Here is a 26,596-nt window from a genome sequence, read left to right as displayed (position 1 = left end):
GCTCGGTCGCTCCGCGGTCACCAGCCGCGGGCCCGCCACTCCCCAAGGTGCGGCCGCTCGGCACCCAGCGTGGTGTCGGCGCCGTGGCCTGGATAGACCCAGGTCTCGTCCGGCAGCCGGTCGAAGAGCTTGTGCTCGACGTCGTTGATCAGGCTGGTGAAGTCCTTCTTCGACCCGTGGGTGTTGCCGACACCGCCGGGGAAGAGGCTGTCGCCGGTGAAGATGTGCGGGCGTCCACCGGGTTCGTCGTACAGCAGGGTGATCGAGCCCGGCGTGTGCCCGACCAGGTGGATCACCTCCAGCGTGCAGGTGCCGACCTCCACCCGGTCGCCTTCGCGCAGGGGCTGCGCGGTGGGCACCTCGATGCCGGCCACGTCGTCGACGTGGGCGGCGGTCACCGCGCCGGTCCGCTCGACCACCGCGGCGAGAGCCTGCCAGTGATCACCGTGCCGGTGGGTGGTGACCACGCGGGCGAGCGGGGCCTCGTCCAGCAGTCCGAGCAGGGTCGACGCGTCGTTCGCGGCGTCGATGAGGACCTGGTCTCCGGTGTCGCGGCAGGTCAGCAGGTAGGCGTTGTTGTCCATCGGGCCCACCGCGACCTTCGTCAGCGTCAGCCCCGTCAGCTCGCGGACCGCGGGAGCGCCACCAACCGTCACATTTCCGTCGTACGCCATGGTTCGTCACGCTAGCGCACGCGCCACCGGACCGCCGGACGCAAACAACTGGACCGGCCGTGAGATCCTTACTTGTTGTGACGGACCTTCCCCAGCTGCTCTCCGACAGACTGGCCCGCGCCTTCGCCGAAGTCGCGGGCGAACCCACCGATCCCGCCGTGCGGCGCTCCGACCGTGCCGACTACCAGGCGGACGGTGCGCTGCGTCTGGCGAAGCAGCTGCGACGCCCGCCCAGGGAGGTCGCCGCGGAGGTCCTCGAGCGCGCGGACCTCGGTGATCTTGTCGCGAACGCGGAGATCGCCGGGCCGGGGTTCCTCAACCTCACCGTCGCCGACAGCGCCCTCGCCGGACTCCTGGAGGCGATGGCCGCGGACCAGGCCCGGCTCGGCGTCGGGCTGACCCCCGACCCCGAACGCGTCCTCGTCGACTACTCCGGTCCCAACGTCGCCAAGGAGATGCACGTCGGCCACCTGCGCTCGACGATCATCGGCGACGCGCTCGTCCGGCTCCTCGACTACCTCGGCAACGACGTCGTACGCCAGAACCACATCGGTGACTGGGGCACGAACTTCGGCATGCTGATCGAGCACATGATCGACCTGGGAACCGACGAGACGAACGCCGAACTCTCGGTCGGCGACCTCGGCGCGTTCTACCAGGACGCCCGCAAGGCCTTCGACGCCAACGAGGACTTCGCGACGCGGTCCCGGCGGCGGGTGGTTGCGCTGCAGGGCGGCGATTCGGAGACCCTCGCCCTGTGGCGGCAGCTGGTCGAGCTGTCCGCGCACTACTTCGACACCGTCTACGAACGGCTGGAGGTCCTGCTCCGGCCGGAGGACACCGCCGGCGAGTCCAGCTACAACGACCAGCTCAACCCGGTGATCGAGGAACTCCTGGAAGTCGGGCTCGCCCGGGAGAGCGAAGGCGCGCTGTGCGTCTTCCCGGAGGGCTTCACCGGCCGCGACGGCGGGCCACTCCCGCTCATCCTGCGCAAGAGCGACGGCGGGTTCGGTTACGACACGACCGACCTGGCCGCGTTGCGCCATCGCGTCCGCGACCTGAAGGCCCGGCGGCTGGTCTACATCACCGACCTCGGCCAGCGGCTCCACTTCGAGATGGTCTTCGAGGTCGGCCGGGAGGCCGGTTGGCTCGGAGCGGAGGCACAGGCGGAGTTCCAGGGGTTCGGCATCGTCCTCGGCGCCGACCGGAAGCGGCTGCGCACCCGGGCCGGCGACTCGATCAAGCTCATCGACCTGATCGACGAGGCCGTCCGGCGGGCCGCCGCGGTGGTCGCGGAGAAGGCGCCGCACCTGTCGGAGCAGGAGCAGAACGACGTCGCCCGGATGGTCGGGATCGGTGCGCTGAAGTACGCCGACCTGTCCAACGACCGGGTCAAGGACTACATCTTCGACTGGGACCGCATGCTGTCCTTCGACGGCAACACCGCGCCCTACCTGCAGTACGCCCACGCCCGCATCCAGTCCGTCTTCCGGCGCGGTGAGGTCGACCCGGCCACCCTGCGGGGCACGAAGCTGGCCCTGGCCGATCCGGCCGAGCACGCCCTCGCACTGCGGCTCGCGGAGTTCGAGGGGCTGCTGTACAAGGCCGCCGAAGGTGTGGAGCTGCACCGCATCACGGGCTACCTCTTCGACCTGGCCCAGGCGTTCACGGCGTTCTACGAGCGGTGTCCGGTGCTGCGCGCGGAGAACCCCGAGACCAGGGCCAGTCGCCTGGTGCTGTGCGACGTCACCGCCCGTGTCCTCGCCACCGGCCTGTCCCTGCTGGGGATTGCCGCGCCGTCCCGCATGTAGGAGGCTGCCCGAAAGGGGCGGCGCGACCAACCGGCGCGGCTTGGAGCCGGCCGCTCCAGCCGGCGTGGAAGGATAACCGCCATGAGTGAGTCCGCGAGCGCGACGCAGGAACTCCGCGCGGCGATCGACCGCAGTGGCTACTACCCGGATGTCGTCGCTGACGCGTTGGAAACCTGTCTCGCCGGTGAACGGGTCGTCTCCTACTTCGTGCATCACGAGCCGACCTTCTACTCCGAGGAAGTACGCCGTCACATCACGGTGCTGGTGCTCACGCCGAGCCGGCTCATCCTCGGCCACACCGACGAGCACCCCGCCGACGAGACGTTGCCGACGCCCTACGCGACGGCCTCGACCGAGGCGGTCCCGATCGACCGGGTGAGTTCGATCGTGGTGAGCCGGGTGGTCGCCAACCCGGCGGCCTACGAGCCGGGCGGTCCCGTCCACGAGGCCATCCTCACCATCGGCTGGGGCGCGATGGGGCGGCTCGACCTGGAGCCGGCCGCGTGCTCGGACCCCAACTGTGAGGCCGATCACGGATATACCGGCACCTTCTCCTCCGACGACCTCACCCTGCGGGTGAGCTCCGCGGCGGAGGGCGGCGACGCGGTTGGCCGCCTGCTCGGGTTCGCCCAGGAACTCTCCGTGCTGACACGAAGGCCACCCCAGATTCGATGACGCTCTCGTCGCGGAGCCCGGCGGGGGAGACACCAGTGCCAGACGGGTTGGTGCTTCCCCGCTACGGCTCGGGTGCGCTGTGCGACGTGGTCCCGTCGATCCTCGGAGCGCTGGGCCTGGAGGGCGAGCGCAACGTCCTGGGATTGCCGGAGGCCAACAGGTACGTCGTTCTGCTGATCGACGGGCTCGGCTGGAACCTCCTGCATCGCCACGCCGCCGACGCGCCTTACCTCTCCTCGCTGGCTGCCACCCGCGATCCGGTGACGGTGGGCGTCCCCTCGACCACGTCGACCAGTCTGGTGAGCCTCGGCACCGGGCTGCCACCTGGTGTGCACGGTGTGGTCGGCTACACGATCGCCATACCGGGCACCGACCGGCTGCTCAACACGCTTCGTTGGGACACCACCGTCGAACCCCTGCTGTGGCAGCCCTATCCGACTGCCTTCGAACGTGCCGAGAACGCGGGTGTCGCGGTCAGCATGGTCGCACGGAAGGCCTTCCGCGGATCAGGCGTCACCGTCGCCGGGCTTCGTGGCGGCGACTACGTGCCCGCCGACTCCGCCGGGCAGTTGACCGCGGGTGCGGTGGAAGCGAGCCAGCGGGGATCGCGCAGCCTGGTCTACGCGTACGAGGGCGACCTCGACTGGACCGGCCATCGTGAGGGCGTGAACGGGCCGGCCTGGCGGCACCAACTCGCGGCGATCGACCACCTCGCCCAACGGCTTCGCGGCGCGCTGCCCGCCGACGCCGTTCTGGTGTTGACCGGTGACCACGGGATGGTGGACGTGCCCCTTGGCCGCCGTGTCGACGTCGACTCCGATCCAGCCCTTCGGTCCGGGGTCTACCTCGTCGGTGGCGACCCGCGGCTGCGTTACCTCTACACCGAAGCGGGCGCGACCGACGATGTCGTCGCCGCGTGGCGGAACCGGGTCGGTGACGACGCCATCGTGGTGCCCCGTGACGACGCCGTCGAGCGCGGCTGGTTCGGAACCGTGGAGGATCGCGTCCTTCCCCGGCTCGGCGATGTGATCATCGCGTCGCGGGAGGACTTCGCCGTCGAGTGCGCGCGGGAGTTCCCGATGGAGTCGACGATGCTCGGCTGGCACGGGTCGCTCACCGCCGACGAGATGCTCGTTCCCCTCCTGGTCGCCGACTGAGTCCCGGCGTTCCTCGCGGTGGATGGCGGGCCGGTGGGCCCGGGCTCGGCGAGAACGCGCGGGCCCGGACCCACCCAGCCTGGAGTGCTAGAACTCCCTGGGGTAGTGGGAGTGCAAGGGCTGGTGGTTCTCGACCGCCAGTGCGGCGTTGAGCACGTCGACGTCGGCAAAGCGGCGTCCGACGATCTGCATCCCGACGGGCATCTTGCCGGCGAACCCGGCGGGCACGCTGACCACCAGGTGCCCGGTGAAGTTGAACGGGTACGTCATGGTCCATCTGATGGTGCGCTCGGTCGGCACCCCGTTGACAGACGCCGGGCCCATCGTGTTGCGGTCGGTGGCGTTGGGTACGGACACCGTGGTCACCGTGGGGCACACGATGTAGTCGAAGCCCTGGGCGAACACGGCCTCGACCGCGTCGTTGACCGCGATCTCCAGGAACTCCCCGTGCTTGTACTGCATGACGTTCATGGCGGCCGCCCGCTCCAGCATGGCCCGGAACTGGGGATTCAGCTTGCCGGCGTGCGGCTCCGGCGCGGTCCATGGGACCCGACTCGGCGGCGAGGGGACCACCCGGATGACGGAGGGCACGGTGCGTGCGCGTGGCGTGATGCGCAAAGATGGGGCGCCGTGGCCGAACTCGTCTTCTTCACCGGGACCATGGACTGCGGCAAATCCACGCTCGCCCTCCAGATGGACCACAACGCTCGTCAACGTGGCCTTGCGGGGCGGATCTTGACCTGTCACGACCGGGCTGGGACGGCGACGCTGTCCAGCCGGTTGGGGCTGACGGTGCCGGCGTTGGAGGTCAGGCCGGACCTCGACCTGCAACAGTTCGTGGTCTCGGAGATGACCTCCGGCGCGCGCATCGACTACCTGATCTGTGACGAGGCGCAGTTCTACTCCGCCGAACAGATCGAGCAACTGGGCCGGATCGTCGACGAGTTGAGCGTCGAGGTCTACGCGTTCGGCATTCTCACCGACCTGCGGACCCGCCTGTTCGAAGGAAGCCGTCGTCTCGTCGAACTCGCGGACCGGGTGGAAACCCTGCAGGTGCAGGCGTTGTGCTGGTGCGGGCAGCGCGCCACCCACAACGCCCGCACCGTCGGCGGGGTGATGGTGACCGAAGGGGAGCAGGTGGTCGTCGGCGACACCGAGGACCACGCCCTCGAGGTGGGGTACGAGGTGCTGTGCCGGCGCCATCACCGCAGGCGGGTGACCGCCCGGGTGGCCAACGCCGGCTCCCTGTCGCCGGACGTGCTGCCGTTCGGCGCCGTGTCCTGACCGGCCTACGGGGCCGGCGCCGAGTCGACGGCGGTCGACGGCGTTCAGACCTCGCGGAGGAACCTGTCCAGTACGCGGGCGCCGAAGCGCAGGCCGTCCACCGGTACGCGCTCGTCGACGCCGTGCGCCCTGCCGCGGAAGTCAGCCGGCAACCGCAGCGGCGAGAAGCCGTAGCCGGCGATTCCCAACCTGGCGAAGGCCTTCGCGTCGGTCCCACCGCCCATGCAGAACGGCACCACCACGGCCTTGGGGTCCTCGGCCCGCAGCGCGGCGGCCATCGCTTCGAACCAGGGTGAGTCGATCGGCGACGAGACGGCCTCGGTGTAGCTGAGGTTCTCCCGCTCGATGTCGGGCCCGAGCAAGGAGTCGATGGTGTCCAGGAACTCCTGTTCGGTGCCTGGGAGCGCGCGCCCGTCGAGGTTCGCGTGGGCGACGCCCGGGATGACGTTGATCTTGTAACCGGCCTCGAGCATCGTGGGCGTCACCGTGGCCCGGACCGTTCGGCTCGCGAGCTCGCCGGCCCGACCCAGCCGCTCGATCGTGGCATCGACGTCGTTGAGGTCGACCTCGACGCCGAGTGCCGCGCCGGTGCGCTCGAGGAAGGCCTGCACCGTCGGTGTGAGGCGGACCGGCCATTCGTACGCCGCGATCCGGGAGACCGCGTGGACGAGCTTGAGCACCGCGTTGTCGGGGTTGGGCCGGGAACCGTGCCCGGATCGGCCGTGCGCCGTCAGCCGGAACTGGATGGTGCCGCGTTCGGCGGTGGCGATGGGATACAGGCGTACGTCGTCGACCTCGAAGGTGTGCCCACCGGACTCGCTGATCCCGATCGCGCACCCGGCGAAGAAGTCTGGATGGTTGTCGACCAGCCACTGGGCTCCGAAGTCGCCGTGCGCCTCCTCGTCGGCGACGAACGCCACGACGATGTCCCGCCTCGGGCGCTCGCCACGCACGGTCCAGGAACGCAGGACGGCGAGCACCATGGCGCACATGTCCTTCATGTCGGTCGCGCCGCGCCCCCAGACGTAGCCGTCGCGGATCTCACCGGAGAACGGCGGCACCGACCACTGGGAGGGTTCGGCGGGTACGACGTCGAGGTGAGCGTGCACCAGCACCGCCTCGGCCTCCGGGTCGGTCCCCGGCACCCGGAGGACGACGTTCGCCCGCCCTGGTGCGGACTCCAGGATCGTCGGGGAGTAGCCCGCGTCGGTCAGCACCGAGGCGACGTAGTCCGCCGCCTCCCGCTCGCCGACCGAGTCACCGGGTCCGTTGTTGGTGGTGTCGAACTGGATCAGGCGTGCACAGAACTCTTCCACGCCCGCCTCGGGGCGGCCGTCGCGATCAGCGTTCACGTGTCAACAGTCCCTTGTCGAAGAACGATGCGTCGTTCGTGGCTCATGGGGTATCGGGTCAGGGGGCCAGCGCCGGCTCGGTGAGAACCAACTCCGCGGTGCCGGTCGTCGGGTCGGACACCAGCTCGACCTCGGTTCCGAGGGGAACGGCGAGTTGGCCCGCGCAGTGACCGAAGCCGAGCTCCCAGACGATCGGGACACCGAGTCCGCCCAGCCGGTCGACCAGGACGGCCCGGACGTCGGCGAGATCGCCACACTCCGACCACGAACCGAGCGCGATGCCGGCCACGTGGTCGAACCAGCCGGCGCGAAGCAGGTGCGTCACGAAGTGGTCGATGCGGTACGGCTCCTCGGTGACGTCCTCGAGCAGCGCGATGGAGCCGGGAGCCGGCGGTTGGACGTCGGGCACACCACGACCGGAGACGACCAGGCTGAGGTTGCCGCCGACCGTCCGGCCGCGAGCCCGCCCGGGTACGAGCGGTTCGGCCGCCGCGCTGGTGAGCACGAGGCCGTCGTCGGGTTCGAAGAGCATGCGGCGCAGGTTCTCCTGCGCGACCGGGTCGTCGACGAAGGGGCTGGTCGCCACCATCGCCCCGAACACCGTGGGGACGCCGAGCCGGGAGCCGAGCACCTGGTGGAGCGCGGTGACGTCGCTGGATCCGGTGAGCACCTTCGGCTCGGCGGCGGCCATCGCGTCCCAGTCGAGCAGGTCGAGCAGGCGCAGCGACCCGTAGCCGCCCCGGCCGCAGAACACCGCGGCGACCTCCGGGTCGCACCAGGCGTCCTGCAGGTCGCGAGCCCGGTCGGCGTCGGTCCCGGCGAGGTAGCTGAACGTCGGGTGCCGGTCCTGTGCGTGCGGCGCCACCGCGACGTCCAGGCCCCACGACGTGAGGATGGCGAGGCCCTTGTCGAGAACCTCCGGGACCGCAGGTCCGGCCGGCGCGACGATGACGGCGCGGTCGCCCGCGCGCAACCGGCGCGGTGGCCGTGCTGCGGTGGGCCGAAGCGGGGACGCTGACATCGGGGTTCGTTCCTCCTCGGCTCGTCCGCTTGGGATAGACTGCGCTGGACGGACCGTGCTGGGCAACGGCTTTCCTGACGACGAGTGTCGTCGGCGGGCCGTCGTCGGCCGAAACGTCCAAGTCCGCGGGGCAGCTTCTCAGATCGACGGTGCCGGTCGATCATCGGGACCGGTCCGAACGGGCCACCTCCGCGACACCAGGGGTGCCCCGGCCCTGCCTCGGCCACGCGGCCCGTTCGGCTGGGATACTGCGCTCATGAGTGCGCTCGTCACGGCCCAGGACCTGGTCCAGCTGCTCGACTCGCCGACGCCTCCGGTCGTGCTCGACGTCCGGTGGACGTTGACCGGGCCGCCAGGCCGCGAGGCCTACGACGCGGGCCACGTTCCGAACGCCCGCTATGTCGACCTCGACACGGAGCTGGCCGACCCGACCCACACGACCGGCGGTGGCAGGCATCCCCTGCCGGAGCCGGACGCGTTCGCCGCGGCCATGCGGCGTGCCGGGGTGAACGCCGACTCCGAGGTCGTGGTCTACGGCGCTCCCGACGGGTTCGGCGCCGCTCGGGCCTGGTGGTGCCTGCGCTACTTCGGGCATCAGGCGGTGCGGGTGTTGGATGGCGGCTACGCCGCCTGGGTCGAGGCGGGCCTGCCGGTCGAGACCACGCAGCCACGACCCGCTCCCGGCGACTTCGTCGCCCGGCCTGGCGGGATGCCGCGCCTCGAGGTGGAGGAGGCGGCGCGGCTCGCCCGGGACGGCGTCCTGCTCGATGCCCGGGCGGGGGAGCGCTACCGGGGCGAGGTGGAGCCGATGGATCCGGTGGCCGGTCACATCCCCGGTGCCCACAACCTTCCGACTGCGGCCAACCTCGACGAGAACGGCAGGTTCCGCCCGGCCGAGGAGCTTCGCGACCGGTTCGCGGCGGCCGGCGTCGATGGCGGGCAGGAGGTCGGCGCCTACTGCGGATCCGGCGTGAGCGCCGCTCAGGAGGTGCTGGCGCTGGAGCTGGCCGGTATTCCCGCCGCGCTGTACGTCGGTTCCTGGTCCGACTGGGTGTCCGACCGGGACCGCCCGGTCGCCACCGGACCTGACCGCGGGTGACCCGAAGCCGACCTGGATGGGACGCCGAGGTCGGCGAGGAGGTCGTCGAACATCGGTGCCGCTTCGGCGACGCTGAGTAGCCCGGCCTCGTGTCCCCGCCAGCCGCTGACCCGCGCACCGTCGAAGGACGCGACGTCGACGGGACGCGCGCTGGTACGAAGCACGAGACGCGGCGGTGTCTGCGGTGCCGCCAGCCGCCGGCCGCATCCGCAGTCGCAGTGCCCTACCGGGTTGGCGAACAGGACGTCGTCCTCGGCGTACCGCTCGAGCCGCACCGTCGTTCCCTGGCAACGGAAGTGCAGCAGGTCACCGGCGGGAAGCAACGCCCAGATCCGAACCGGAGCGGCGTGGCTGGGTGGGACGACACGGAACCCTCGGACATGGAGGGCACGGGTCCAGGCGGCGAAATCCATCGCGAAATCCTCGAAGCTGGTTGATGCGGTGGCTCACAGGAGCCGGTGACCTGGTGGGTCAGCAGCAACAACAGCGACAGAGGACGCGGAAGGACATGGTGGGAGTCTGCCAGCTACGTACAGGACGTGAACACGCCGTCCAGAATGCGGACACGTGGCGGAGTGGACGATCCAGCAACTTCTTCGGACTCTGTCGCATTGATCGTCCAGGGATCGGCTGCATAGCGTCGATGCAGAGTCAGGGGGCAGGACGGAAGGGACCAAAACGTGCAGTACGAACGACTTGGGTTGACCGGCGCCTTCGTGTCGCGCATCGCGCTGGGCACGATGACGTTCGGTGGCAAGGGCACCGCGCCGTGGGACCAGATCGGCGCGCTGGACCTCAAGGCCGCCGACGAACTGGTGGGCATGGCCCTGGACGCCGGGGTCAACCTCATCGACACCGCCGACATGTACGCGGCGGGAGATTCGGAGGAGTTCCTCGGCCGCATCCTGGCCGGCCGCCGCCGGGAGGTGATGCTGGCGACCAAGCTGCACGCACGGATGGGGCGCGGCCCGAACGACGTCGGACAGTCCCGCATCCACATCATGGACGCGCTGGACGACAGCCTGCGTCGGCTGCGTACCGACCACGTGGACCTGTACCAGATCCACAGCTTCGACCCGCTGACCCCGATCGAGGAGACGCTGAGAGCGCTCGACGATGCGGTCCGCGCGGGCAAGGTCCGCTATATCGGCGCCTCCAACCTGGCGGCGTGGCAACTGGCCAAGGCTCTCGGTGTCTCCGACCGGCTCGGCCTGTCCCGATTCGTGTCGCTGCAGTCGTACTACTCGCTGGTCGGGCGTGACCTCGACCGCGAGATCCTGCCGCTCGTCCGAGACCAGGGAGTTGGACTGCTCGTCTACAGCCCGCTGGCCGGCGGCTTCCTGTCCGGCAAGTTCGACCGTGACGGCACCACCGAACCGGGCGCGCGGCGGGCGCGGGCGCAGAACCCACCCGTCGACCTGGATCGTGGCTACGCCGTCATCGACGCACTGCGTGTCGTCGCCGGACGGAACGACGCGACGGTGGCCCAGACCGCTCTGGCCTGGGTGCTCGCTCAGCCCGGCGTCACCAGCGTCATCGTCGGCGCCCGCCGCCCGGACCAGCTCGCCGGCAACCTGGCCGCCTCCGAGCTGACCCTCACCCCGGACGACCTCGCCGAACTCGACGCTGTGTCCACGCTCCCGCCGGCCTATCCCGAGTGGGTCCTGGCCGGCGACCTCCCACACCGAACTCCGACGGGAGCCTGACCCGGCGTCTCGAGCCTCCAGGCTCCAGGTCGGCGCGGCGCCTCGTGTGGAACGGGCCCTAGTCCTGTCCGCCCCGACTTCCGCCGAAGAGGATGTCGTCCCAGCTGGGGACGTTGCCTCGCCCCTTGCCGGAGCGGGCCCGCTTGCGTCGGGCGTCGGCGGGCGGCCGGGGACGGCGCGGGGCCTGCTTGGGCTCGACGCGTTCGGAGGCGTAGGACTCCTCCTCGGCGTCCTGCTCGGGCGTCTCCTCGACCTCGGCGGCGGCCGGTGCGGTAGCCGCCGCCGAGGCGGGGGCTGGGGTCGCCGCCTCGCGGGTGGTTGCGGAGGGCGCGTCTGCCGGAGCGGTGCCGGCGGTGGGGGAGGCAGTGGCGGCGGAGGCCGCGGGAGTCGGGGGCGCGGCGGGCTCGTCCGCCGGCGCTTCGTCCAGGTCGGGCACCTCGTCCGGCGCGAGGTCGGCCGGTCCGGGGACCTCGGGTCCGGGCGGCCGCATCGGGCGCGGACGTTGACCGCCGGCCTGCGCGACCTGGGCGTACTGCTGAGCGACCTGACCAACGCTGTGCGAGAGGTCGATCGTGTCCTCGGTGTCGGGCGCGGTGTCCAGTGGCGGCGGTGCGAGCCGGAGTCGGTGCGCGTCGCGGAGTGGGCGGGGTTGGTTCTCCCCGCGGTCGTCCTCTGACTCGGCGACAGCCTTCGGTGCCGGCTGCAGGTTGGCGGTGGCCGAGGTCACGACCTCGCCGACCAACGCTCGGGCGGTGTCGTCGGCGCTCGTGACGACACGACCGAGCGGGTCGTAGTGGAAGCTCGCGCGGTGCTCTTCATCCTCGAAGGTGAACGTGGCAGCGACGGACCAGCGCCCCTCGGGAGTGCGCCAGGCATCCCAGGTCGCGTTGTCACCACCGACGCCGAGGTCGTCGAGTCGGCTGGTCACGGCCTCGTCGAGGATCTGGGCCGGGCCTTCGCGCCCGTTCCGGCGCAATGCGCAACGGCGGGCCTGGTCGGCGATGTATTCGCGCTCGGCCAGCACCGGGCCGGCGTAGCGGAGGATCTTCTCGATCGGCACTTCGGCCGCCAGGGCGACGGACTCCGAGGACTCGCCCGCTCGCAGTCGAGCCTGGATCTCCTTGGGACGCAACAGGCTCTGCTTCTCCAGCGGAGCCAAGCCAAGACGCGCGCGGTCACTCACCACTGCTCCCCGTAGCCGATCGTCCACGCGTAGCGCGAACTCCTCCCCCGTGCCCTCATGCGTCAGGACGAGATGAGTGCCGTCATCGCTGAGACTGACCAGCTTGACGTCGCGCATCCGTGTGCCTCCCCACATCTCGAGCCTGTTCAGTGTCGCCTGTCGAGGTGCGCAGATGCCAGGCACCGCGCCGGGGACACCGGAGGTCGTTGAAAACGGACGCGTACGCCCGGCTGCGGCCAGGATCGTCGATCAGTGCGCTCCGGTCAGCTCGGTCGCGTCGTCGGACGGCGACGCTACGGCGCTGTCCGGCCTGGACGGGGCTCGGCCGGCGAACGCGACCAGCGCTGTGAGCAGGCCCGCTGCGAGCGGGACGTAGAAGCCGGCCCGTCCACCGGCCGCATCGATGACCTGACCCGCCACGGCCGCGCCCGCCGCCACACCGGCGGCCATGCCGGTCGTGGTCCAGGCCATTCCCTCGGTCAGCCGGGACGGCGGCACGGTGCGCTGCACCACCGCCATGCTGGCGACCAGCGTCGGCGAGATGGCGAAGCCGGCGAGGAAGAGGACCGGGCCGAGGACGCCGAGCTCGCTGATGAACGGCAGCGGCAGCATCGTGGCGGCCATCACCGCCGCGCCGATCCGGAAGCGGTTCATGGGTGGCATCCGCAGCCGCATCGCCCCGGTGATCAGGGCCGACAGCATGCTGCCGGTCGCCCATCCGGCGAGCAGGAGCCCGCTGGCCGAGCGGTGACCCGCCTCGGACGCGACAGCGACCACGACCACCTCGGCGCTTCCGAACAGGACGCCGAGTCCGGCGCAGGCGACGACGACGGGTCCGAGGGTCGCCCAGCCGAGCGCGGGTTTGGTACCAGAACCCGCGCGGTGGGCGTGGACGGGCGGCTGGGTCCGGCGCTGTGCGGCCAGCATCAGCGACCCGACGAGGCCGGCGACCATCGCGGTCAGCAGACCGGCGACGGGACTCACGGTGGTCGCGAGCACCGTCACGAGCGGTGGGCCGACCATGAAGACGACCTCGTCGAGCAGCGCCTCCAGGGCGAACGCCGTCTGCAGCTCCGGGCGGCCCTCGAGCCTGTGGGTCCAGCGGGCCCGCACGTAGGAGCCGACGAGCGGGCTGGACGCCCCGACGACGGCCGCGAGCACCTGCGGCACGGGTGTGGGTATCCCGGCGTGGACGACGACCACGAGACCACCGAGCGTCGCCGCGTTGACACCGGCGAGGATCGGCAGCATCACGTGCTGTCCACGCCGCTCGACCAGCCGGGCCTGGAACGGTGCCGTGACGGCGGACGCGACGACGGAGGCGGCCGAGACCGAGCCGGCCAGGGCGTAGGAGCCGGTGCTGGACGATACGAGCAGAACAAGGCCCAGGCCGACCATCGAGATGGGCAGCCGGGCGAACCAGCCCGTCGCCGAGAACGCCATGGTTCCTGGCTGGCTGAGGATCGTCCGATACGGGGTGAACATTGGCAGCGCGGCTCACGAGTGTGGGTGTGGACAGGTCGGCGGTCGGCGTCCGGGAGGTGCCTGAGCGTCAAATCGTCGGGCCGACCGCACTCACCCTAACGACCGGCGCCGACGTAACACCTGTCAATATCGGCGTATGCCCGCAGCGCCCATCGATGCCCTCCTGCTCGTCTCCTTCGGCGGACCGGAGAAACCCGACGATGTGGTGCCTTTCCTCGAAAACGTGACGCGCGGTCGGGGCATCCCACGGGAGCGGCTGGCCGAGGTCGGCCAGCACTACTACCTGTTCGGCGGGCGGAGTCCGATCAACGACCAGTGCCGGGCACTGAAGAAGGCGATCGAGGACGACTTCGCCGCGCACGACCTGGATCTCCCGGTCTACTGGGGCAACCGCAACTGGGACCCCTACCTCGCCGACGCGTTGCGGGAGATGCGGGACGCGGGAGTACGCCGGGCCGCCTGTCTGTTCACGAGCGCCTACGCGTCGTACTCCGGTTGCCGTCAGTACCGCGAGAACCTCGCGGCCGCGCTGGAGGAGGTCGGCCCCGGTGCTCCGGAGCTGACCCGGCTCCCGCACTACTTCGACCGGCCCGGCTTCGTGGAGCCCTTCGTCGACGGGACCGTCGCGGCACTCGAGGGGCTCCCCGAGGGGTCGCGGATCGTCTTCGTGACCCACTCGGTACCCGAGGCGATGAACGCCACCAGCGGCCCGAGCGGCGGACGCTACGTCGCCGAGCACCTCGACGCCGCCGGAGTCGCGGCGGCCGCGGCGAACACGGCGAACACTGCGAACACGGCGAACACGGCGAACACTGCGAACACGGCGAACACGGCGAACACTGCGAACACGGTGGCCGAACGCCGGGGCACGCCGACCGCGTGGGACCTCGTCTACTGCAGCCGGTCCGGGCCGCCCAGCCAGGCCTGGTTGGAACCCGACGTCAACGACCACCTGGAGGCGCTCGCCGCGCAGGGAGTTCCGGGCGTCGCCGTCGTACCCGTCGGCTTCGTCTCCGACCACATGGAAGTTCTGTACGACCTGGACACCGAGGCGAAGGCGACGGCGGATCGACTCGGCCTGGCGTTCGCCCGGGTGCCGACGCCGGGAGTCGACCCGAGGTTCGTCGGCACGGTCCGCGAACTCGTCGTCGAGCGCATGGCCGCCGAGCGGGGCGAGGCGGCCCAGTCCAGCCGCACCGGACGGCTCGGTCCGGTGTGGGCCGACTGTCCGGCCGGTTGCTGCCCGAACGCACGCGGTCACCGGCCGGCGGTCTGCGGCGCGGACTGACGAGGGCCGGCAGGTCGGCGACAGACCCTAAGCTGATCCATATGACATCGGAGACGACGGGCGAGCGCGCGGCCGACGACAGCTCCATCGAGCCGGCGACGCCGTTTTACGACCTGGACCACTACGTCGCGCTACGCCGCCTGGCGGGCCTGTGGCTGGCGCCCGACGGAAGCCGGCTGGTGGCAGCGGCCCAGCAGCTCGCACCAGACCGCAAGAAGTACGTCACATCCCTGTGGGAGATCGACCCCACCGGCGTCGACCCGGCCCGGCGCCTGACCCGGGGTGCGACCGGGGAGGCCGGTCCCGCGTTCCTGCCCGACGGCTCGCTGCTCTTCGTCTCCCGTCGGCCCGACGCCGAGGCCGAGGACAAGAAGGACGACAAGCCGGCGCTCTGGCTGTTGCCGGCCGCGGGCGGCGAGGCCCGCCAGGTCGCCGCCCGCCCGGGCGGGATCGCCGGCGTCGCGGTCGCGGCGACGGCCGGTACGACCGTCGTGCTCGCGCCCACCCTCCCGGCGGCGCAGACCACGGAGGAGGACGCCGAACTCCGCAAGGCACGTTCCGACGGTGCGGTCTCGGCGATCCTGCACGAGGGCTATCCGATCCGTTACTGGGACCACGACCTCGGCCCGGACGAGCTGCGCCTGTTCGCGGCGGACGTCCCGGCGGTCGAGGACGGCAGGCTCGAGCTGCGTGACCTGACACCCGAACCCGGCCGAGCACTCGACGAGGGTGGCTACGACGTGAGTGCCGACGGCACGACGGTCGTGAGCACGTGGCAGGTACCGACGAGTGGTGGCGACTCACGTGAGGACCTCGTCGCGATCGACACCGCCTCCGGCGAACGCCGTACTCTCGCCTCCGACCCGGCCTACGACTTCGCGGCACCCCGCATCTCGCCCGACGGGCGTTGGGTCGTTTGCGTCAGGGACCTGCGGAGCACCACCGAGGAGCCCCCGGACTCGACCCTGTGGCTGATACCTCTCGAGGGAGGCCAGGGCCGTGACCTGACGTCCGGGCTCGACCTGTGGCCGCACGAGCCGAGGTGGGCGCCCGATGCTCGCACCGTCTACTTCACCGCGGACGAGCTCGGCCACAGCCCGGCCTTCGCGGTCGACGTCGAGACCGGTGGCGTGCGCCGTCTCACCGCGAGCGGCGCCTACGCGGCGCTGCAACCCGCACCGGACGGGCGTTCCCTGTACGCCCTGCGGGCCGGGATCGAATCGCCGCTCGCGGCCGTACGGCTCGCGGTCCACGCCGTCGACCAGGAGCCGGTCGTCCTCCGCGGACCGGACGCGGCGCCGGCCGTGCCCGGCACGGTCACCGAGGTGACGACGACCGCGGCCGACGGGAGCGCCCTGCGTTCCTGGCTGGTCCTGCCCGAGGGTGCCTCCGCGACCACGCCGGCTCCACTGCTGTTGTGGATCCATGGCGGCCCGTTGTCCTCGTGGAACGCCTGGAGCTGGCGATGGAACCCGTGGCTGATGGTGGCCCAGGGCTACGCCGTGCTCCTTCCCGACCCGGCCCTGTCGACCGGCTACGGGCGTGACTTCATCCAGCGCGGTTGGGGCCGCTGGGGAGCCGAGCCCTTCACCGACCTGATGGCGGTCACCGACGAGGCGCTTCGGCGCGACGACATCGACACCGAACGGGTCGCCGCGATGGGCGGCTCCTTCGGCGGCTACATGGCCAACTGGGTGGCGGGACACACCGACCGGTTCAGAGCGATCGTCACGCACGCGAGCCTGTGGGCGCTCGACCAGTTCGGACCGACGACGGACGCGGCGTCCTACTGGTTCCGGGAGCTCACTCCCGAACGCGCGCTCGCCAACTCTCCGCACCTGTCGGCCGACCGCATCACCACACCCATGCTGGTGATTCACGGCGACCGTGACTACCGCGTGCCGATCGGTGAGGGTCTGCGGCTGTGGTGGGAGCTCAACCGCCTGCACAAGGGCGATCCGGCGGATCTGCCGCACCGCTTCCTCTACTTCCCGGACGAGAACCACTGGGTGCTCACGCCCAACCACGCGAAGGTCTGGTACCAGACGGTGTTCGCGTTCCTCGCGTGGCATGTCGAGGGACAGGTGTGGGAACGCCCGGAGCTCGTGTGAGTACGCCCGGAGCCAGTCCGGCGACGCGTGGAACTAGTGTGAGTGAGTGAGTCGGTGGGACGTGTGAGCATGGACGTGGGTTCGCCATCGGGGCCGGACGTCGACGTGGACGAGTTGTTGGCGCTGGCGGAGCGGACGGCGCGGGAGGCGGCCGAGCTCCTGCTGTCCGGGCGGCGAACCAGCGTCATCACCGTCGACCACACGAAGTCCACTCCGACCGACGTGGTCACGGCCATGGACACCGCGGCCGAGGAGCTCATCCGTGACCGCCTGTCCAGCGCCCGGCCGGACGACACGATCCTTGGCGAGGAAGGCGGAAGCGTACCCGGCGACTCAGGCGTCCGCTGGATCGTCGACCCGCTGGACGGCACCGTCAACTATCTCTACGGCCTGCCCGCGTACGCCGTCAGCATCGCCGCGGAGGTGGACGGCGAGGTGGTCGCCGGCGCGGTGACCTGCCCGCCGACGGGGGAGATGTGGACCGCTCGGCGAGGTAAGGGCGCGTGGCTCGACGGCACGCCGTTGCGGGTCAACCCGGTGAGTGAACTCGACCAGGCGTTGGTCGGAACGGGTTTCTGGTACGACGCCGGGCTGCGTGCGCGGCAGGCGGAGTTGCTGCGTCACGTCCTGCCGCGGGTGCGCGACGTACGCCGGATCGGTTCGGCTTCGCTCGACCTGTGCGCCGTGGCGACCGGCCGCCTGGATGCCTTCTACGAAACGGGCCTGCATCCGTGGGACTGGTCCGCCGGCATCCTCGTGGCGGAGGAGGCGGGCGCCCGCGCCGGCGGCCTGCCCGGCCGGCCGCCCGAGCGCCGACTGACGGTCACGGCGGCACCGGACATTTTCGACGCGCTGCGTGACCTGGTGCTGACGCATGGCATCGAAGTGGTCGAAAGCCCTGTGGTGGCTGGGGAGCCGGTGCGGCCGGAGCGCTAGGGTCCCGGATGCCTGATCACGGCCGGCGTCGGATTACCCTCCGGCGCGGCCGTGAGACCGGGGCCGATGCCGTCCCCGGCGCGGGTCGCCGGCGTCGCATCACGTGACCAGACGTTGCTGCTGCGGAGTCGTCGTCCCCACCTGCTGGTCGCGCGTTGTGGAACCGATTCCAGCACGCACGGTCACGCAGCGCTCATGGCGCTCCGGAGGTGCGTCCCGCCGACTCTGGCTATATGGGGCGAAAACGGACATCGATCGTGGTCAACTGCGCAAAACAGGCGTCATAAGGCCGTGAGTGTGCAGCTTTCAGCAACAAATTCCGGTTACAAGTTGACTGATGCTGTTCCATTCCCCGGGGTCGAAGGTATACGTTCCGGGTCAGTCAAGTTCCCTGTGCGGCATGGTGCGGGGAGCGCATTCCACGAACCTGAGCATCGCCGCATGGACAGTGACGAAGCGACTGCGTAGCGCAGTCGTGGGGAAAGCGCTGCCCGTCCGGTATGCACGAAAGGCCGGGAGGTGAAGGTGGCTGCGACAGAACGCCTGGACACGCCGATCGAGCAGGAGAAGGGCTCGAAAACGTCCGGCCGGAGATCCACGACCAGATACATCATTGGTCGGATCGTCAAGGCGCTCTTGACCATCTACGTCGTCGCCACTGCGATCTTCTTCCTGGTGAGGCTGTTGCCCGGTAACCCGGTCGACGTCTACATCAACCAGCAGATCGCGCAGTACGGCATGAGCTACACGGAGGCCGCCAACCAGGCCGCCGGGCTCTTCGCGTTCGACCCGAACGAGTCCAAGCTCATGCAGTACCTCCACTACCTTGGCGGACTCGTGCAGGGCGACCTCGGCACGTCGCTCCTCTCGCCGGGCTCCTCGGTGGCGGAGCAGATCGGCGCCTATCTGCCGTGGACGCTGTTCAGCGTCGGCATCGCCCTCATCATCAGCTTCGTGCTCGGCATCGGCATCGGCATGATGATGGCCTACCGTCGCGGCGGCATCTTCGACCACGCGATGACGCTGTTCGCGTCGGTGACGCACTCGATCCCCAACTTCCTCCTCGCGATGATGATCATCGTGTTCTTCGGCGTCCAGATGGAGCTGCTGCCCATCGCGGAGATGCGGGGCGCCTACTCCCCAGGGGTGAAGCCGGAGTTCAGCATCTACTTCCTCTCCGACGCGCTCTACCACGCGGCGCTGCCGATGTTCGTCTACGTCCTCACCTCACTCGGCGGCTGGATGTTGGTGATGAAGTCCTCCACCGTCGAGACGCTGGGGGAGGACTACGTGACCGTCGCGCGAGCCCGGGGCCTGACGGACCGGCGTATCCAGTTCCAGTACGTCGGGCGCAACGCGATGCTGCCGCTGTTCACGAGCTTCGTTCTCTCGTTGGGCTTCGTGGTCGGCGGATCCATCCTCGTGGAGCAGGTCACGCAGTACCAGGGAATCGGCTTCCTGCTCTACGAAGCCGTCCAGCGCCGTGACTATCCCGTGCTCCAGGGCATCCTGCTGATCGTCACCGTCTCGGTCGTGCTGGCCAACCTGGTGGCAGACCTGCTCTACAGCCGGGTCGACCCGCGGATCCGTATCACCAGCGAGGAGGGCTAACCGTGAGCCAGATCGTCGACGCCGGCACCACGGAACTCCAGCAGCTCCCGCCACCCGAGGGCAAGGACGCGGGCGCGTTCCGTACCTTCATGCGCGCGCTGATGCGCTCCAGGACAGGCTTCATCGGCTTCCTCGTGTTCGTCGGCATGGTGCTGGTCTGCCTGATCGGCCCGTTGTTCACGCCGGACAACCTGCCGACCGACACGAGCCTCATCTATGGTCCGGCGAGCCTGACCCACCCGTTCGGGTACGACTCCGAGGGTCGTGACGTCTTCATCCAGCTGATCGACGGCGGCCGCGCGGTCATCCTGGTGGGCTTTCTCGCCGCGCTGCTCTCGACCGTCATCGCGGTCGTCTTCGGCGCGCTGGCCGCCTACCTCGGCGGTCGCGTCGACGCGATCATCGTCGCGGCCACCGACATCGTGCTGACCGTTCCGAGCATCATCCTGTTGGCCGTCCTCGCCGCTTTCTACCGCGTGGGAAGCGCTATCACGCTCGCGATCATTCTCGGCGTGCTCGGCTGGCCGGGCCTGCTCCGCGCGGTTCGCGCGCAGGTCTTCTCGCTACGACAACGCGAATACATCGAGGCGGCACGGCTGCTCGATCTCGGCACCACCCGGATCGTCATCCGCGAGATCCTGCCCAACATGGCGAGCTTCATCCTGATGAACTTCGTCATCGGCATGACCAACGCCATCTACGCGATGGCCGGTCTCTACCTCCTCGGTCTCGCGCCCATGCAGGGCGGCAACTGGGGCATCATGATCAACTTCGCCTGGACCCGGGGTGCGATCTTCTTCGACGGCAGCCTCGGCTACATCCTCGGGCCGGTGCTGGCGATCTGCATCCTCCAGCTGTCTCTCGTCACGATGGCGAGGTCGTTCGAGGAGATCCTCAACCCGCGACTGCGGCACAACTAGCGGCATTACTTGGAGGACGCTGTGGGTGCTATGGACGCTGCGGACGCAGGAGGAGAAGGCGTGGTCGAGGATTCCACTCCGAAGCCGACCACCGGGCCGAGCGGGTTCGAGGGTGTCGAACCCGTCCTGTCGGTCCGCGACCTCGTGGTCGAGTACAAGACAGGTCAGGGTCTCAACGACGCGGCTCACCGCGCCGTGAACGAGGTCAGCTTCGACCTCTTTCCCGGCGAGAGCATCGCGCTGATCGGTGAGAGCGGATGCGGCAAGACCACCCTGGGTCTCGCACTGTTGCGACTGCTGCCCAAGCTTGGTCTCATCCCCTCCGGGGAGGTGACCTACCGCAAGCGGGACGGTTCGTTGGTCGACCTGCTCGCACTCGACGACCAACAGTTGCGGAGGTTCCGCTGGTCGGAGTGCGCGATGGTCTTCCAGGGCGCGATGAACTCCTTCAACCCGGTCCTGAAGATCTGGGACCAGATGCTCGACACCGTGCGGTCGCACGACCGGTCCATGTCCAAGCACGACGTTCACGACCGCAGTGCCGAGGTGCTGCGCGACGTCGAGCTCGACCCCGACCGGGTGTTGAAGTCCTATCCGCACGAGCTGTCCGGCGGTATGCGGCAGCGGGTGCTCATCGCCATGAGCATGCTGTTGCGACCGCAGATGCTGATCCTGGACGAGCCGACGACGGCGCTGGACATCCTGACCCAGCGGGCGATCGTCGACCTGATCCACGACCTGCACGAACGCCTGGACTTCGCGATGATCTTCGTCTCCCACGACCTCGCGGTGGCGGCCGAGCTCGCGACCCGGGTGGCGACGATGTACGACGGCAAGATCGTCGAGATGGGCGACGTCCGCGACATCTTCTACCGCCCGCAACACGAATACACGAAGAGCCTCATCAACGCCGTCCCGACGGTGACCGAGGAACGCCCGGAGGTGCCGTCCCATGGCTGACGAACACACCAACGGCCCGCTGCTGGAGCTCGACGGCATCACGCAGGTCTTCCGGACCCGACGCGGCGAGGTCAGAGCCGTCGACAACGTGAGCATGAAGCTCGGCGTCGGCGAGGTGGTCTGCCTGGTGGGGCAGAGCGGCTCCGGCAAGAGCACGGCCGCGAAGATCGCCTCCGGCCTCCTGCATCCGACGCACGGCGCGGTGCGCTTCGAGGGCGAGGCGATCAACGGCCGTGGCCGTGGCCATCGGGCGAGCTTCAAGAAGTTCCGCAGAGCCGTGCAGTACGTCCACCAGGATCCCTATGCTTCCCTCAACCCGATCCAGGACGTCTACACGACCCTGTCGGCGCCCCTGCGCCGGCACGGGTTGGTGAAGTCCCGTTCTCAGGCGCGTGAGCGAGTCTCAGAGCTCCTGACCCAGGTCGGCCTCACCCCGGCCGACACGTTCCTCCCGAAGTTCCCCCACCAGATGTCTGGTGGACAGCGGCAACGCGTGGCAGTCGCACGCGCTCTCAGCCTCGAACCGCGGTTGATCATCGCGGACGAGGCGACCTCGATGCTCGACGTGTCGATCCGGATCGGCCTGCTCCGCATGCTGACCAAGCTCCGGACCGAGCTCGGCGTCGGATTCCTCTTCATCACCCACGACCTGGCGATGGCGAAGTACTTCGGTCGAGAGGGTGACATCGCGGTGATGCACGAAGGGCGGATCGTCGAGTACGGTCCCACCCTGCAGGTCATCACCAACCCGGAGGACGCCTACACACAGGCGCTTCTCGAAGCGGTTCCTGAACCCGACCCCGACCTGGCCAAGCGCAAGCGCGCGGCTCGTAACGCGGCGAGGGGGGCGGGACAGCCCAGCGGGGTGCCAGCAGCATGATCAGCACCGGCGCCGGGCAGGTGGCCTTCCGCTGGGCGGTCACCATCGTCATCTTCGCGGGCCTGCTCTTGCTGATGGTCGATCCAGGCACCCCGCAGTTCGTCATCACGCTGTTCATGATGGTCGTGGGCGCGCTGTTCGCGGCCGCGGTCTTCGTTCTCGTTCGTATCAAGAAACGCTAGGCAGATCTCTGCCAGCGCGGCACGATCCCTCGATGGGGAGGAACTGATGAATGCAACACCAGGCCCGTTCGGGCCGGAGCTGTCCCGGCGACGGGTGCTCGAGATCTTCGGCCTCGGTGCCGCGGGGGCCGCTGTTCTCGCCGCTTGTGGTGGCGGGAGCGGTACTGGTGGGAACGGTGCCGGCGGGGGCGGGGGCGGAGGGGGAGGCGGCCAGGGCGGCGGCGAGTTCCGCGGCGCCTACCCGTACCAGGTGCCACCGAAGGGGCACTTCAACCTGATGAGCGGCGTGACCGACTCGATTCTCGGCGGCACGCCCTACCAGGACCTCGTTCTCATTCCCGGCGGTATGTACCGCTGGAAGGAGAAGAAGTGGGAACCCATGCTGGCGGAGAAGTGGGAGTTCGACTCCGCCGCCAAGACCTTCACCTACCACGTGCGTCAGGGCGTCACCTGGTCCGACGGTAAGCCCGTCACGAGCAAGGACGTCGTGACGACGTTCTGGTGCCGGCGGATCATGCGTCAGGTGGAGTGGGATCTCATCGACGACGTGAAGGCCACCGACGAGCAGACCGTGGTCTTCTCGATGAAGGCGCCGTCGACGGTGCTCGAGCGCTACGCCATCCGGCAGGCGATCTTCAGCGACGCGACGTACGGCACCTTCGCCCAGCGCGGCCAGGAGCTGTTCAGTTCGGGCAAGGACCTCGACAGCCCCGAGGGCAAGAAGCTCAACGAGGAGCTGCAGGCCTACCGTCCGAAGAACCCCGAGAACGACTTCATCTCCAACGGTCCCTACCGGTTCGACTTCAACAGCATCACCAACGCGCAGCTCACGCTGGTGAAGAACGACAAGGGCTTCGCCGCGGACAAGGTCGCCTTCGACCGCGTCGTCCTCTACAACGGCGAGGTCCCGACCATCACTCCGCTCGTCGTCGGCAAGCAGGTCGACTACGCCACCCACGGCTTCCCGGTGGCGACCGAGAAGGAGATGGTCAAGAAGGGTCTACGGATCATCCGTCCGCCGGTCTACTCCGGCCCGGCGATCTTCTTCAACATGGCCAAGCACCCGGAGTTCAAGGACGCACGGGTACGCCAGGCCATCGCCCACGCGATCAACCGTGACGACAACGGTACGTTCGCGCTCGCCGACTCCGGCAAGGGCGTGAAGTTCATGACCGGCTTCTCCGACAACCAGGTCGCCGACTGGTTGACCGACGAGGAGCAGGCCAAGCTCGACAAGTACGAGCTCGACCCGGCGAAGGCGACCCAGCTGCTCACCGAGGCGGGCTGGAAGAAGCAGGGCAATTCCTGGCTCAAGCCCGACGGCAAGCCGGCGAGCTACGAGATCACGTTCCCCGCCGAGTACGCCGACTGGTCCGCGTCCGGCGACAACGCCGCCAAGCAGCTCACGGCGTTCGGCATCCAGGTGCAGGGTCGCGGCGTGACCTTCACCCAGCAGCCGATCGACGTGGACAAGGGTGCGTTCTCGATGGCCATCCAGGGTTGGGGTACCTCCACCCAGCCGCACCCGCACTTCGCGTTCGTGGCGGACCTGTTCACCCACAACATCCCGATCGCCGCCAACCAGGGTGGCAAGGGGATGGCGTTCGAGCTGAAGCAGACCACCAAGGCGCTGGGTCCGGTCGACCTCGAGGAGCTCGTGACCGCCTCCGCGCAGGGTCTGGACGAGGCCGAGCAGAAGGCCAACGTCGCCAAGGTGGCGGTGGCGTTCAACGAGTTGCTGCCGGTCGTTCCGCTCTTCGAGCGGTACGGCAACAACCCGGCGCTCGAGGGCGTCCGGGTCGGCAAGTGGCCGGCCGACTCCGACCCGCTGCTGCAGAACTCGCCGTACGCCGACAACTTCACCATCATGCTCATCCTGTCCGGTGACCTGAAGCCGGCCTGAGCATCGCGACACCCGCGATAGCGCCTGAGCGCGACGAAGGGCCCCGCTCCGATCGGAGCGGGGCCCTTCGTGGTTCGGGGAGTCCGCGGGAAGCCAGGAGACTGCCCGGGAAACGCCCTCAGGAGGAGGTCACCTCGGCCGGTACCGCGGGCCGACGCCGGGTTCCGCGCCAGGCGTCCAGCAGCGAGATCTTGGCGCCCATGCGGAGGATGGCGCCTTCGTAGATCCGCGCCCCCATGATGATCAGCACGCCGATGGCCGCGAGCATCAGGACCAGCGCCAGGCCGATCTCCCAGGCCGGGGCGTCGCCGCTCGCCATCCGGATGGGGGCGCACAGCGCCGAGAACGGCGGGATGATCGAGAGCAGCCGGGCGATGAGCGTGTCGGGGTTGCTGTTGACGTAGAACGTCGCGAAGAAGGACACCATGATCAGCATGTTGGCCGGGCCGATGACGTTCTGCAGCTCCTCCTGGCGGGAGACCCGGGCGGCGCTGGCGGCGAAGACCGAGCTGTAGAACCCGTAGCCGAGGATGAACCACAAGAACACGAACGCCACGGGCACGAGCAGGTCGGCGTTCACGTCGAGCATCCCGGTCGTGTTGCCCACCGCGAGGCCGAACGCCGCGATCAGCAACAGCTGCAGGAAGCCCAGCAGGCCGATCCCGATGATCTTCCCGGCCAGCAGGGCTCTGGTCGGGATGGCCGACAGGATGAGCTCCACCACCCGGCTCGCCTTCTCCTCCACGACGCCGAAGGCGACCCACATGCAGTAGCCGATGAGCTGCCCGTAGAGGACGATGCTGCCGACGAACGCGATCTGGCCGCGCTGCTCGGCTCGGGGGTCGGCCGGGTCGAGTGCGTCGACCTGCAGCGGTGCGACGGTCTGGGCGGCCTGCACCGCCGTCGGGTCCAGTCCCGCCTGTTGCAGTCGCTCGGTGGCGGTGAGGTCGCGGTGAGCCCCCTGCACCGCCACGGCGAGCTGGTCGTCGAGCTTCTCCTTGACCACGACCGAGTCGGCGGTGACGTAGGCGTCGAGGTCGCCGTCGCTGACGGCGGCCCTGGCCGCGGCCTCGTCGGAGTAGTTGGTGCGCTCGAGCTTGACGTTAAGCTCGTCCGCGCGCGTCTGGACGGCGGTCGCCACCGCGTCGGCGTTGGTACCGGCATAGGCGACCTTGAAGGTGCTGTCACCGCCGATGATCTTGGGCAGGAACAGCACGACACCGAGGATGACGAGGGTGATGACGGTCGAGACCCAGAACGACTTGTCGCGCAACCGCTCGGTCAGCTCGCGGCGTGCGACGGTCCGGGTCGCCTCGGGAAAGGACAGGGCGGCACTCATGCCGGGATCTCCTCGGGGGACAGCTGGTGGGCGCCGGTGGATGCCGGCACGGTCTCGGAGACGACCTCGCGGAACAGGTCGACCAAGGTGGGGGTGAGGGGCCGGAACTCGTGGACCGCGCCGACGGCGCGGGCCGAGTCGAGGAGTCGCTGCTCGTCCGCGTCGGTGGCGAGCTCGAGCGTGGTCCGGGTGACGCCCTGGACGGTGTCCTCGGTGATCACGTGGACACCGGGGACCTGCTCGGACCATCCGGTCGGAGCGGTCACCGCCACCACGTAGCGGCGTGGACGGTCCTGGGAGCGCAGCTCCTGGACCGTGCCGGCGGCGACGATGTGGCCGGCCCGGATGATGCCGATCGCGTCACAGAGTCGTTCGACCAGGTCCAGCTGGTGGCTGGAGAAGAGGACACCCACGCCGCGGCGTACGCGCTGGGCGAGGATCTCCGCCAGGGAGTCGACTCCCACCGGGTCCAAGCCGGAGAAGGGCTCGTCCAGGACCAGGAAAGCCGGATCGTGCACCAGCGCGGCGGCGAGCTGCACCCGCTGCTGGTTACCGAGTGAGAGCGCCTCGACGCGGTCCTCGGACCGGTCGGACAGCCCGAACTCGGCGAGCAGGTCCCGAACGGCGTTCGCGGCGACGTCGGCCGGCGTCCCGCGGAGGCGGGCCAGGTAGACGAGTTGTTCGCGGATCCGCATCTTGGGGTAGAGCCCGCGCTCTTCGGGCATATACCCGAAGCTTCGGCGCGCGTCGGCGTCGGCGGGTCTGCCGTTCCACATGACGACCCCGGCGTCCTGCTCGAGTACTCCCATGAGGATGCGCATCGTGGTGGTCTTGCCGGCGCCGTTGGTCCCGACAAATCCGAACATCTGACCCGGTTCGACCGACAAGGAGAGATTGTCGACGGCGACGCGATCGCCGTACCGCTTTGTGACGCCTCGTAGTTCCAGCACGAAACCCAGACTTCCAGGCGTTCGTGGTAAACCAGGTCATCCTCGGGAACGGTTTTACCTCGACCCGGG

24 protein-coding genes are annotated in these 26,596 nt (G+C 69.5%); 15 read left to right on the top strand and 9 right to left on the bottom strand.

Annotation, left to right across the window (positions count from 1 at the left end; genetic code table 11):
• Positions 1-17: 17 nt before the first annotated feature.
• The gene (locus tag HEB94_RS35410) at positions 18-674 is read right to left on the bottom strand and encodes an MBL fold metallo-hydrolase (protein ID WP_192753876.1); all 657 of its coding nucleotides are present in this window, start codon (positions 672-674) and stop codon (positions 18-20) included.
• 77 nt (positions 675-751) lie between these two features.
• Between HEB94_RS35410 and argS the strand changes: the two genes are divergently transcribed.
• From argS to HEB94_RS35395, 3 genes are all read left to right on the top strand, one after another.
• Complete coding sequence (gene argS / locus HEB94_RS35405) at positions 752-2,485, top strand: arginine--tRNA ligase (protein ID WP_192753875.1); 1,734 nt, start codon at positions 752-754, stop codon at positions 2,483-2,485.
• A gap of 81 nt (positions 2,486-2,566) precedes the next feature.
• A complete protein-coding gene (locus HEB94_RS35400; protein ID WP_192753874.1) occupies positions 2,567-3,160 on the top strand; it encodes a DUF5998 family protein in 594 nt (197 codons plus the stop codon).
• Between the two features lie 35 nt (positions 3,161-3,195).
• Entirely contained in the window at positions 3,196-4,317 is a 1,122-nt protein-coding gene (locus HEB94_RS35395) for an alkaline phosphatase family protein (RefSeq protein WP_337918128.1), read from the top strand.
• Between the two features lie 87 nt (positions 4,318-4,404).
• On the opposite strand, the gene HEB94_RS35390 is transcribed toward HEB94_RS35395, so the two are convergent.
• Positions 4,405-4,908 (bottom strand): amidase family protein, encoded by a 504-nt coding sequence (locus HEB94_RS35390; RefSeq protein ID WP_192753872.1) that lies wholly within the window; start codon positions 4,906-4,908, stop codon positions 4,405-4,407.
• A 39-nt stretch (positions 4,909-4,947) separates the two neighbouring features.
• Between HEB94_RS35390 and HEB94_RS35385 the strand changes: the two genes are divergently transcribed.
• Positions 4,948-5,601, top strand: a complete 654-nt coding sequence (locus HEB94_RS35385; protein ID WP_192753871.1) for a thymidine kinase — start codon at positions 4,948-4,950, stop codon at positions 5,599-5,601.
• 44 nt (positions 5,602-5,645) lie between these two features.
• Here HEB94_RS35385 and HEB94_RS35380 read toward each other — a convergent pair whose 3' ends face one another.
• Positions 5,646-6,953, bottom strand: coding sequence for a M20/M25/M40 family metallo-hydrolase (locus HEB94_RS35380; RefSeq protein ID WP_192753870.1), 1,308 nt, complete (start codon positions 6,951-6,953; stop codon positions 5,646-5,648).
• 58 nt (positions 6,954-7,011) lie between these two features.
• A complete protein-coding gene (locus HEB94_RS35375) occupies positions 7,012-7,974 on the bottom strand; it encodes a S66 peptidase family protein (protein WP_192753869.1) in 963 nt (320 codons plus the stop codon).
• Positions 7,975-8,230: 256 nt separating this feature from the next.
• Between HEB94_RS35375 and HEB94_RS35370 the strand changes: the two genes are divergently transcribed.
• Positions 8,231-9,073, top strand: coding sequence for a sulfurtransferase (locus tag HEB94_RS35370; protein WP_192753868.1), 843 nt, complete (start codon positions 8,231-8,233; stop codon positions 9,071-9,073).
• Here HEB94_RS35370 and HEB94_RS35365 read toward each other — a convergent pair.
• Positions 8,956-9,486: a hypothetical protein gene (locus tag HEB94_RS35365; RefSeq protein WP_192753867.1), complete on the bottom strand. Its 531-nt coding sequence runs from the start codon at positions 9,484-9,486 to the stop codon at positions 8,956-8,958. The two genes, HEB94_RS35370 and HEB94_RS35365, sit on opposite strands and share 118 nt — an antisense overlap.
• A gap of 267 nt (positions 9,487-9,753) precedes the next feature.
• On the opposite strand from HEB94_RS35365, the gene HEB94_RS35360 reads away from it, so the two are divergent.
• Positions 9,754-10,779 (top strand): aldo/keto reductase, encoded by a 1,026-nt coding sequence (locus HEB94_RS35360; protein WP_192753866.1) that lies wholly within the window; start codon positions 9,754-9,756, stop codon positions 10,777-10,779.
• A 58-nt stretch (positions 10,780-10,837) separates the two neighbouring features.
• Here HEB94_RS35360 and sepH read toward each other — a convergent pair whose 3' ends face one another.
• Positions 10,838-12,079: a septation protein SepH gene (sepH, locus tag HEB94_RS35355; RefSeq protein WP_192753865.1), complete on the bottom strand. Its 1,242-nt coding sequence runs from the start codon at positions 12,077-12,079 to the stop codon at positions 10,838-10,840.
• A 132-nt stretch (positions 12,080-12,211) separates the two neighbouring features.
• Positions 12,212-13,405, bottom strand: a complete 1,194-nt coding sequence (locus HEB94_RS35350) for an MFS transporter (protein WP_238361717.1) — start codon at positions 13,403-13,405, stop codon at positions 12,212-12,214.
• A 178-nt stretch (positions 13,406-13,583) separates the two neighbouring features.
• Between HEB94_RS35350 and HEB94_RS35345 the strand changes: the two genes are divergently transcribed.
• The 9 genes from HEB94_RS35345 (at position 13,584) to HEB94_RS35305 (ending at position 24,238) form a co-directional block, all read left to right on the top strand.
• Positions 13,584-14,735: a ferrochelatase gene (locus tag HEB94_RS35345; protein ID WP_192753863.1), complete on the top strand. Its 1,152-nt coding sequence runs from the start codon at positions 13,584-13,586 to the stop codon at positions 14,733-14,735.
• A gap of 41 nt (positions 14,736-14,776) precedes the next feature.
• The gene (locus tag HEB94_RS35340; protein WP_192753862.1) at positions 14,777-16,846 is read left to right on the top strand and encodes a S9 family peptidase; all 2,070 of its coding nucleotides are present in this window, start codon (positions 14,777-14,779) and stop codon (positions 16,844-16,846) included.
• A gap of 69 nt (positions 16,847-16,915) precedes the next feature.
• Entirely contained in the window at positions 16,916-17,782 is an 867-nt protein-coding gene (locus HEB94_RS35335; protein WP_192753861.1) for an inositol monophosphatase family protein, read from the top strand.
• A gap of 525 nt (positions 17,783-18,307) precedes the next feature.
• Positions 18,308-19,393 carry an ABC transporter permease subunit gene (locus tag HEB94_RS35330; protein ID WP_192753860.1) on the top strand — a complete coding sequence of 362 codons (1,086 nt, stop codon included), beginning with the start codon at positions 18,308-18,310 and terminating at the stop codon, positions 19,391-19,393.
• 2 nt (positions 19,394-19,395) lie between these two features.
• Entirely contained in the window at positions 19,396-20,313 is a 918-nt protein-coding gene (locus tag HEB94_RS35325; protein WP_192753859.1) for an ABC transporter permease subunit, read from the top strand.
• Positions 20,314-20,373: 60 nt separating this feature from the next.
• Positions 20,374-21,273: an ABC transporter ATP-binding protein gene (locus HEB94_RS35320; protein WP_337918127.1), complete on the top strand. Its 900-nt coding sequence runs from the start codon at positions 20,374-20,376 to the stop codon at positions 21,271-21,273.
• Positions 21,266-22,153, top strand: a complete 888-nt coding sequence (locus tag HEB94_RS35315) for an ABC transporter ATP-binding protein (RefSeq protein ID WP_192753857.1) — start codon at positions 21,266-21,268, stop codon at positions 22,151-22,153. The genes HEB94_RS35320 and HEB94_RS35315 overlap by 8 nt, the downstream gene beginning before the upstream one ends.
• Positions 22,150-22,335: a hypothetical protein gene (locus HEB94_RS35310; protein WP_192753856.1), complete on the top strand. Its 186-nt coding sequence runs from the start codon at positions 22,150-22,152 to the stop codon at positions 22,333-22,335. Before HEB94_RS35315 ends, HEB94_RS35310 begins: the two co-directional genes overlap by 4 nt.
• Before the next feature lie 46 nt (positions 22,336-22,381).
• On the top strand, positions 22,382-24,238 hold the full coding sequence (locus HEB94_RS35305) for an ABC transporter substrate-binding protein (RefSeq protein WP_192753855.1): 1,857 nt from the start codon (positions 22,382-22,384) through the stop codon (positions 24,236-24,238).
• Between the two features lie 118 nt (positions 24,239-24,356).
• On the opposite strand, the gene HEB94_RS35300 is transcribed toward HEB94_RS35305, so the two are convergent.
• The gene (locus tag HEB94_RS35300; protein WP_192753854.1) at positions 24,357-25,577 is read right to left on the bottom strand and encodes an ABC transporter permease; all 1,221 of its coding nucleotides are present in this window, start codon (positions 25,575-25,577) and stop codon (positions 24,357-24,359) included.
• On the bottom strand, positions 25,574-26,464 hold the full coding sequence (locus HEB94_RS35295) for an ABC transporter ATP-binding protein (protein ID WP_192753853.1): 891 nt from the start codon (positions 26,462-26,464) through the stop codon (positions 25,574-25,576). Before HEB94_RS35295 ends, HEB94_RS35300 begins: the two co-directional genes overlap by 4 nt.
• Positions 26,465-26,596: the final 132 nt, after the last annotated feature.

Source organism: Actinopolymorpha pittospori, from assembly GCF_014873875.1.
Lineage (GTDB): Bacteria > Actinomycetota > Actinomycetes > Propionibacteriales > Actinopolymorphaceae > Actinopolymorpha > Actinopolymorpha pittospori.
This window is presented reverse-complemented; position numbering and strand designations above follow the sequence as displayed.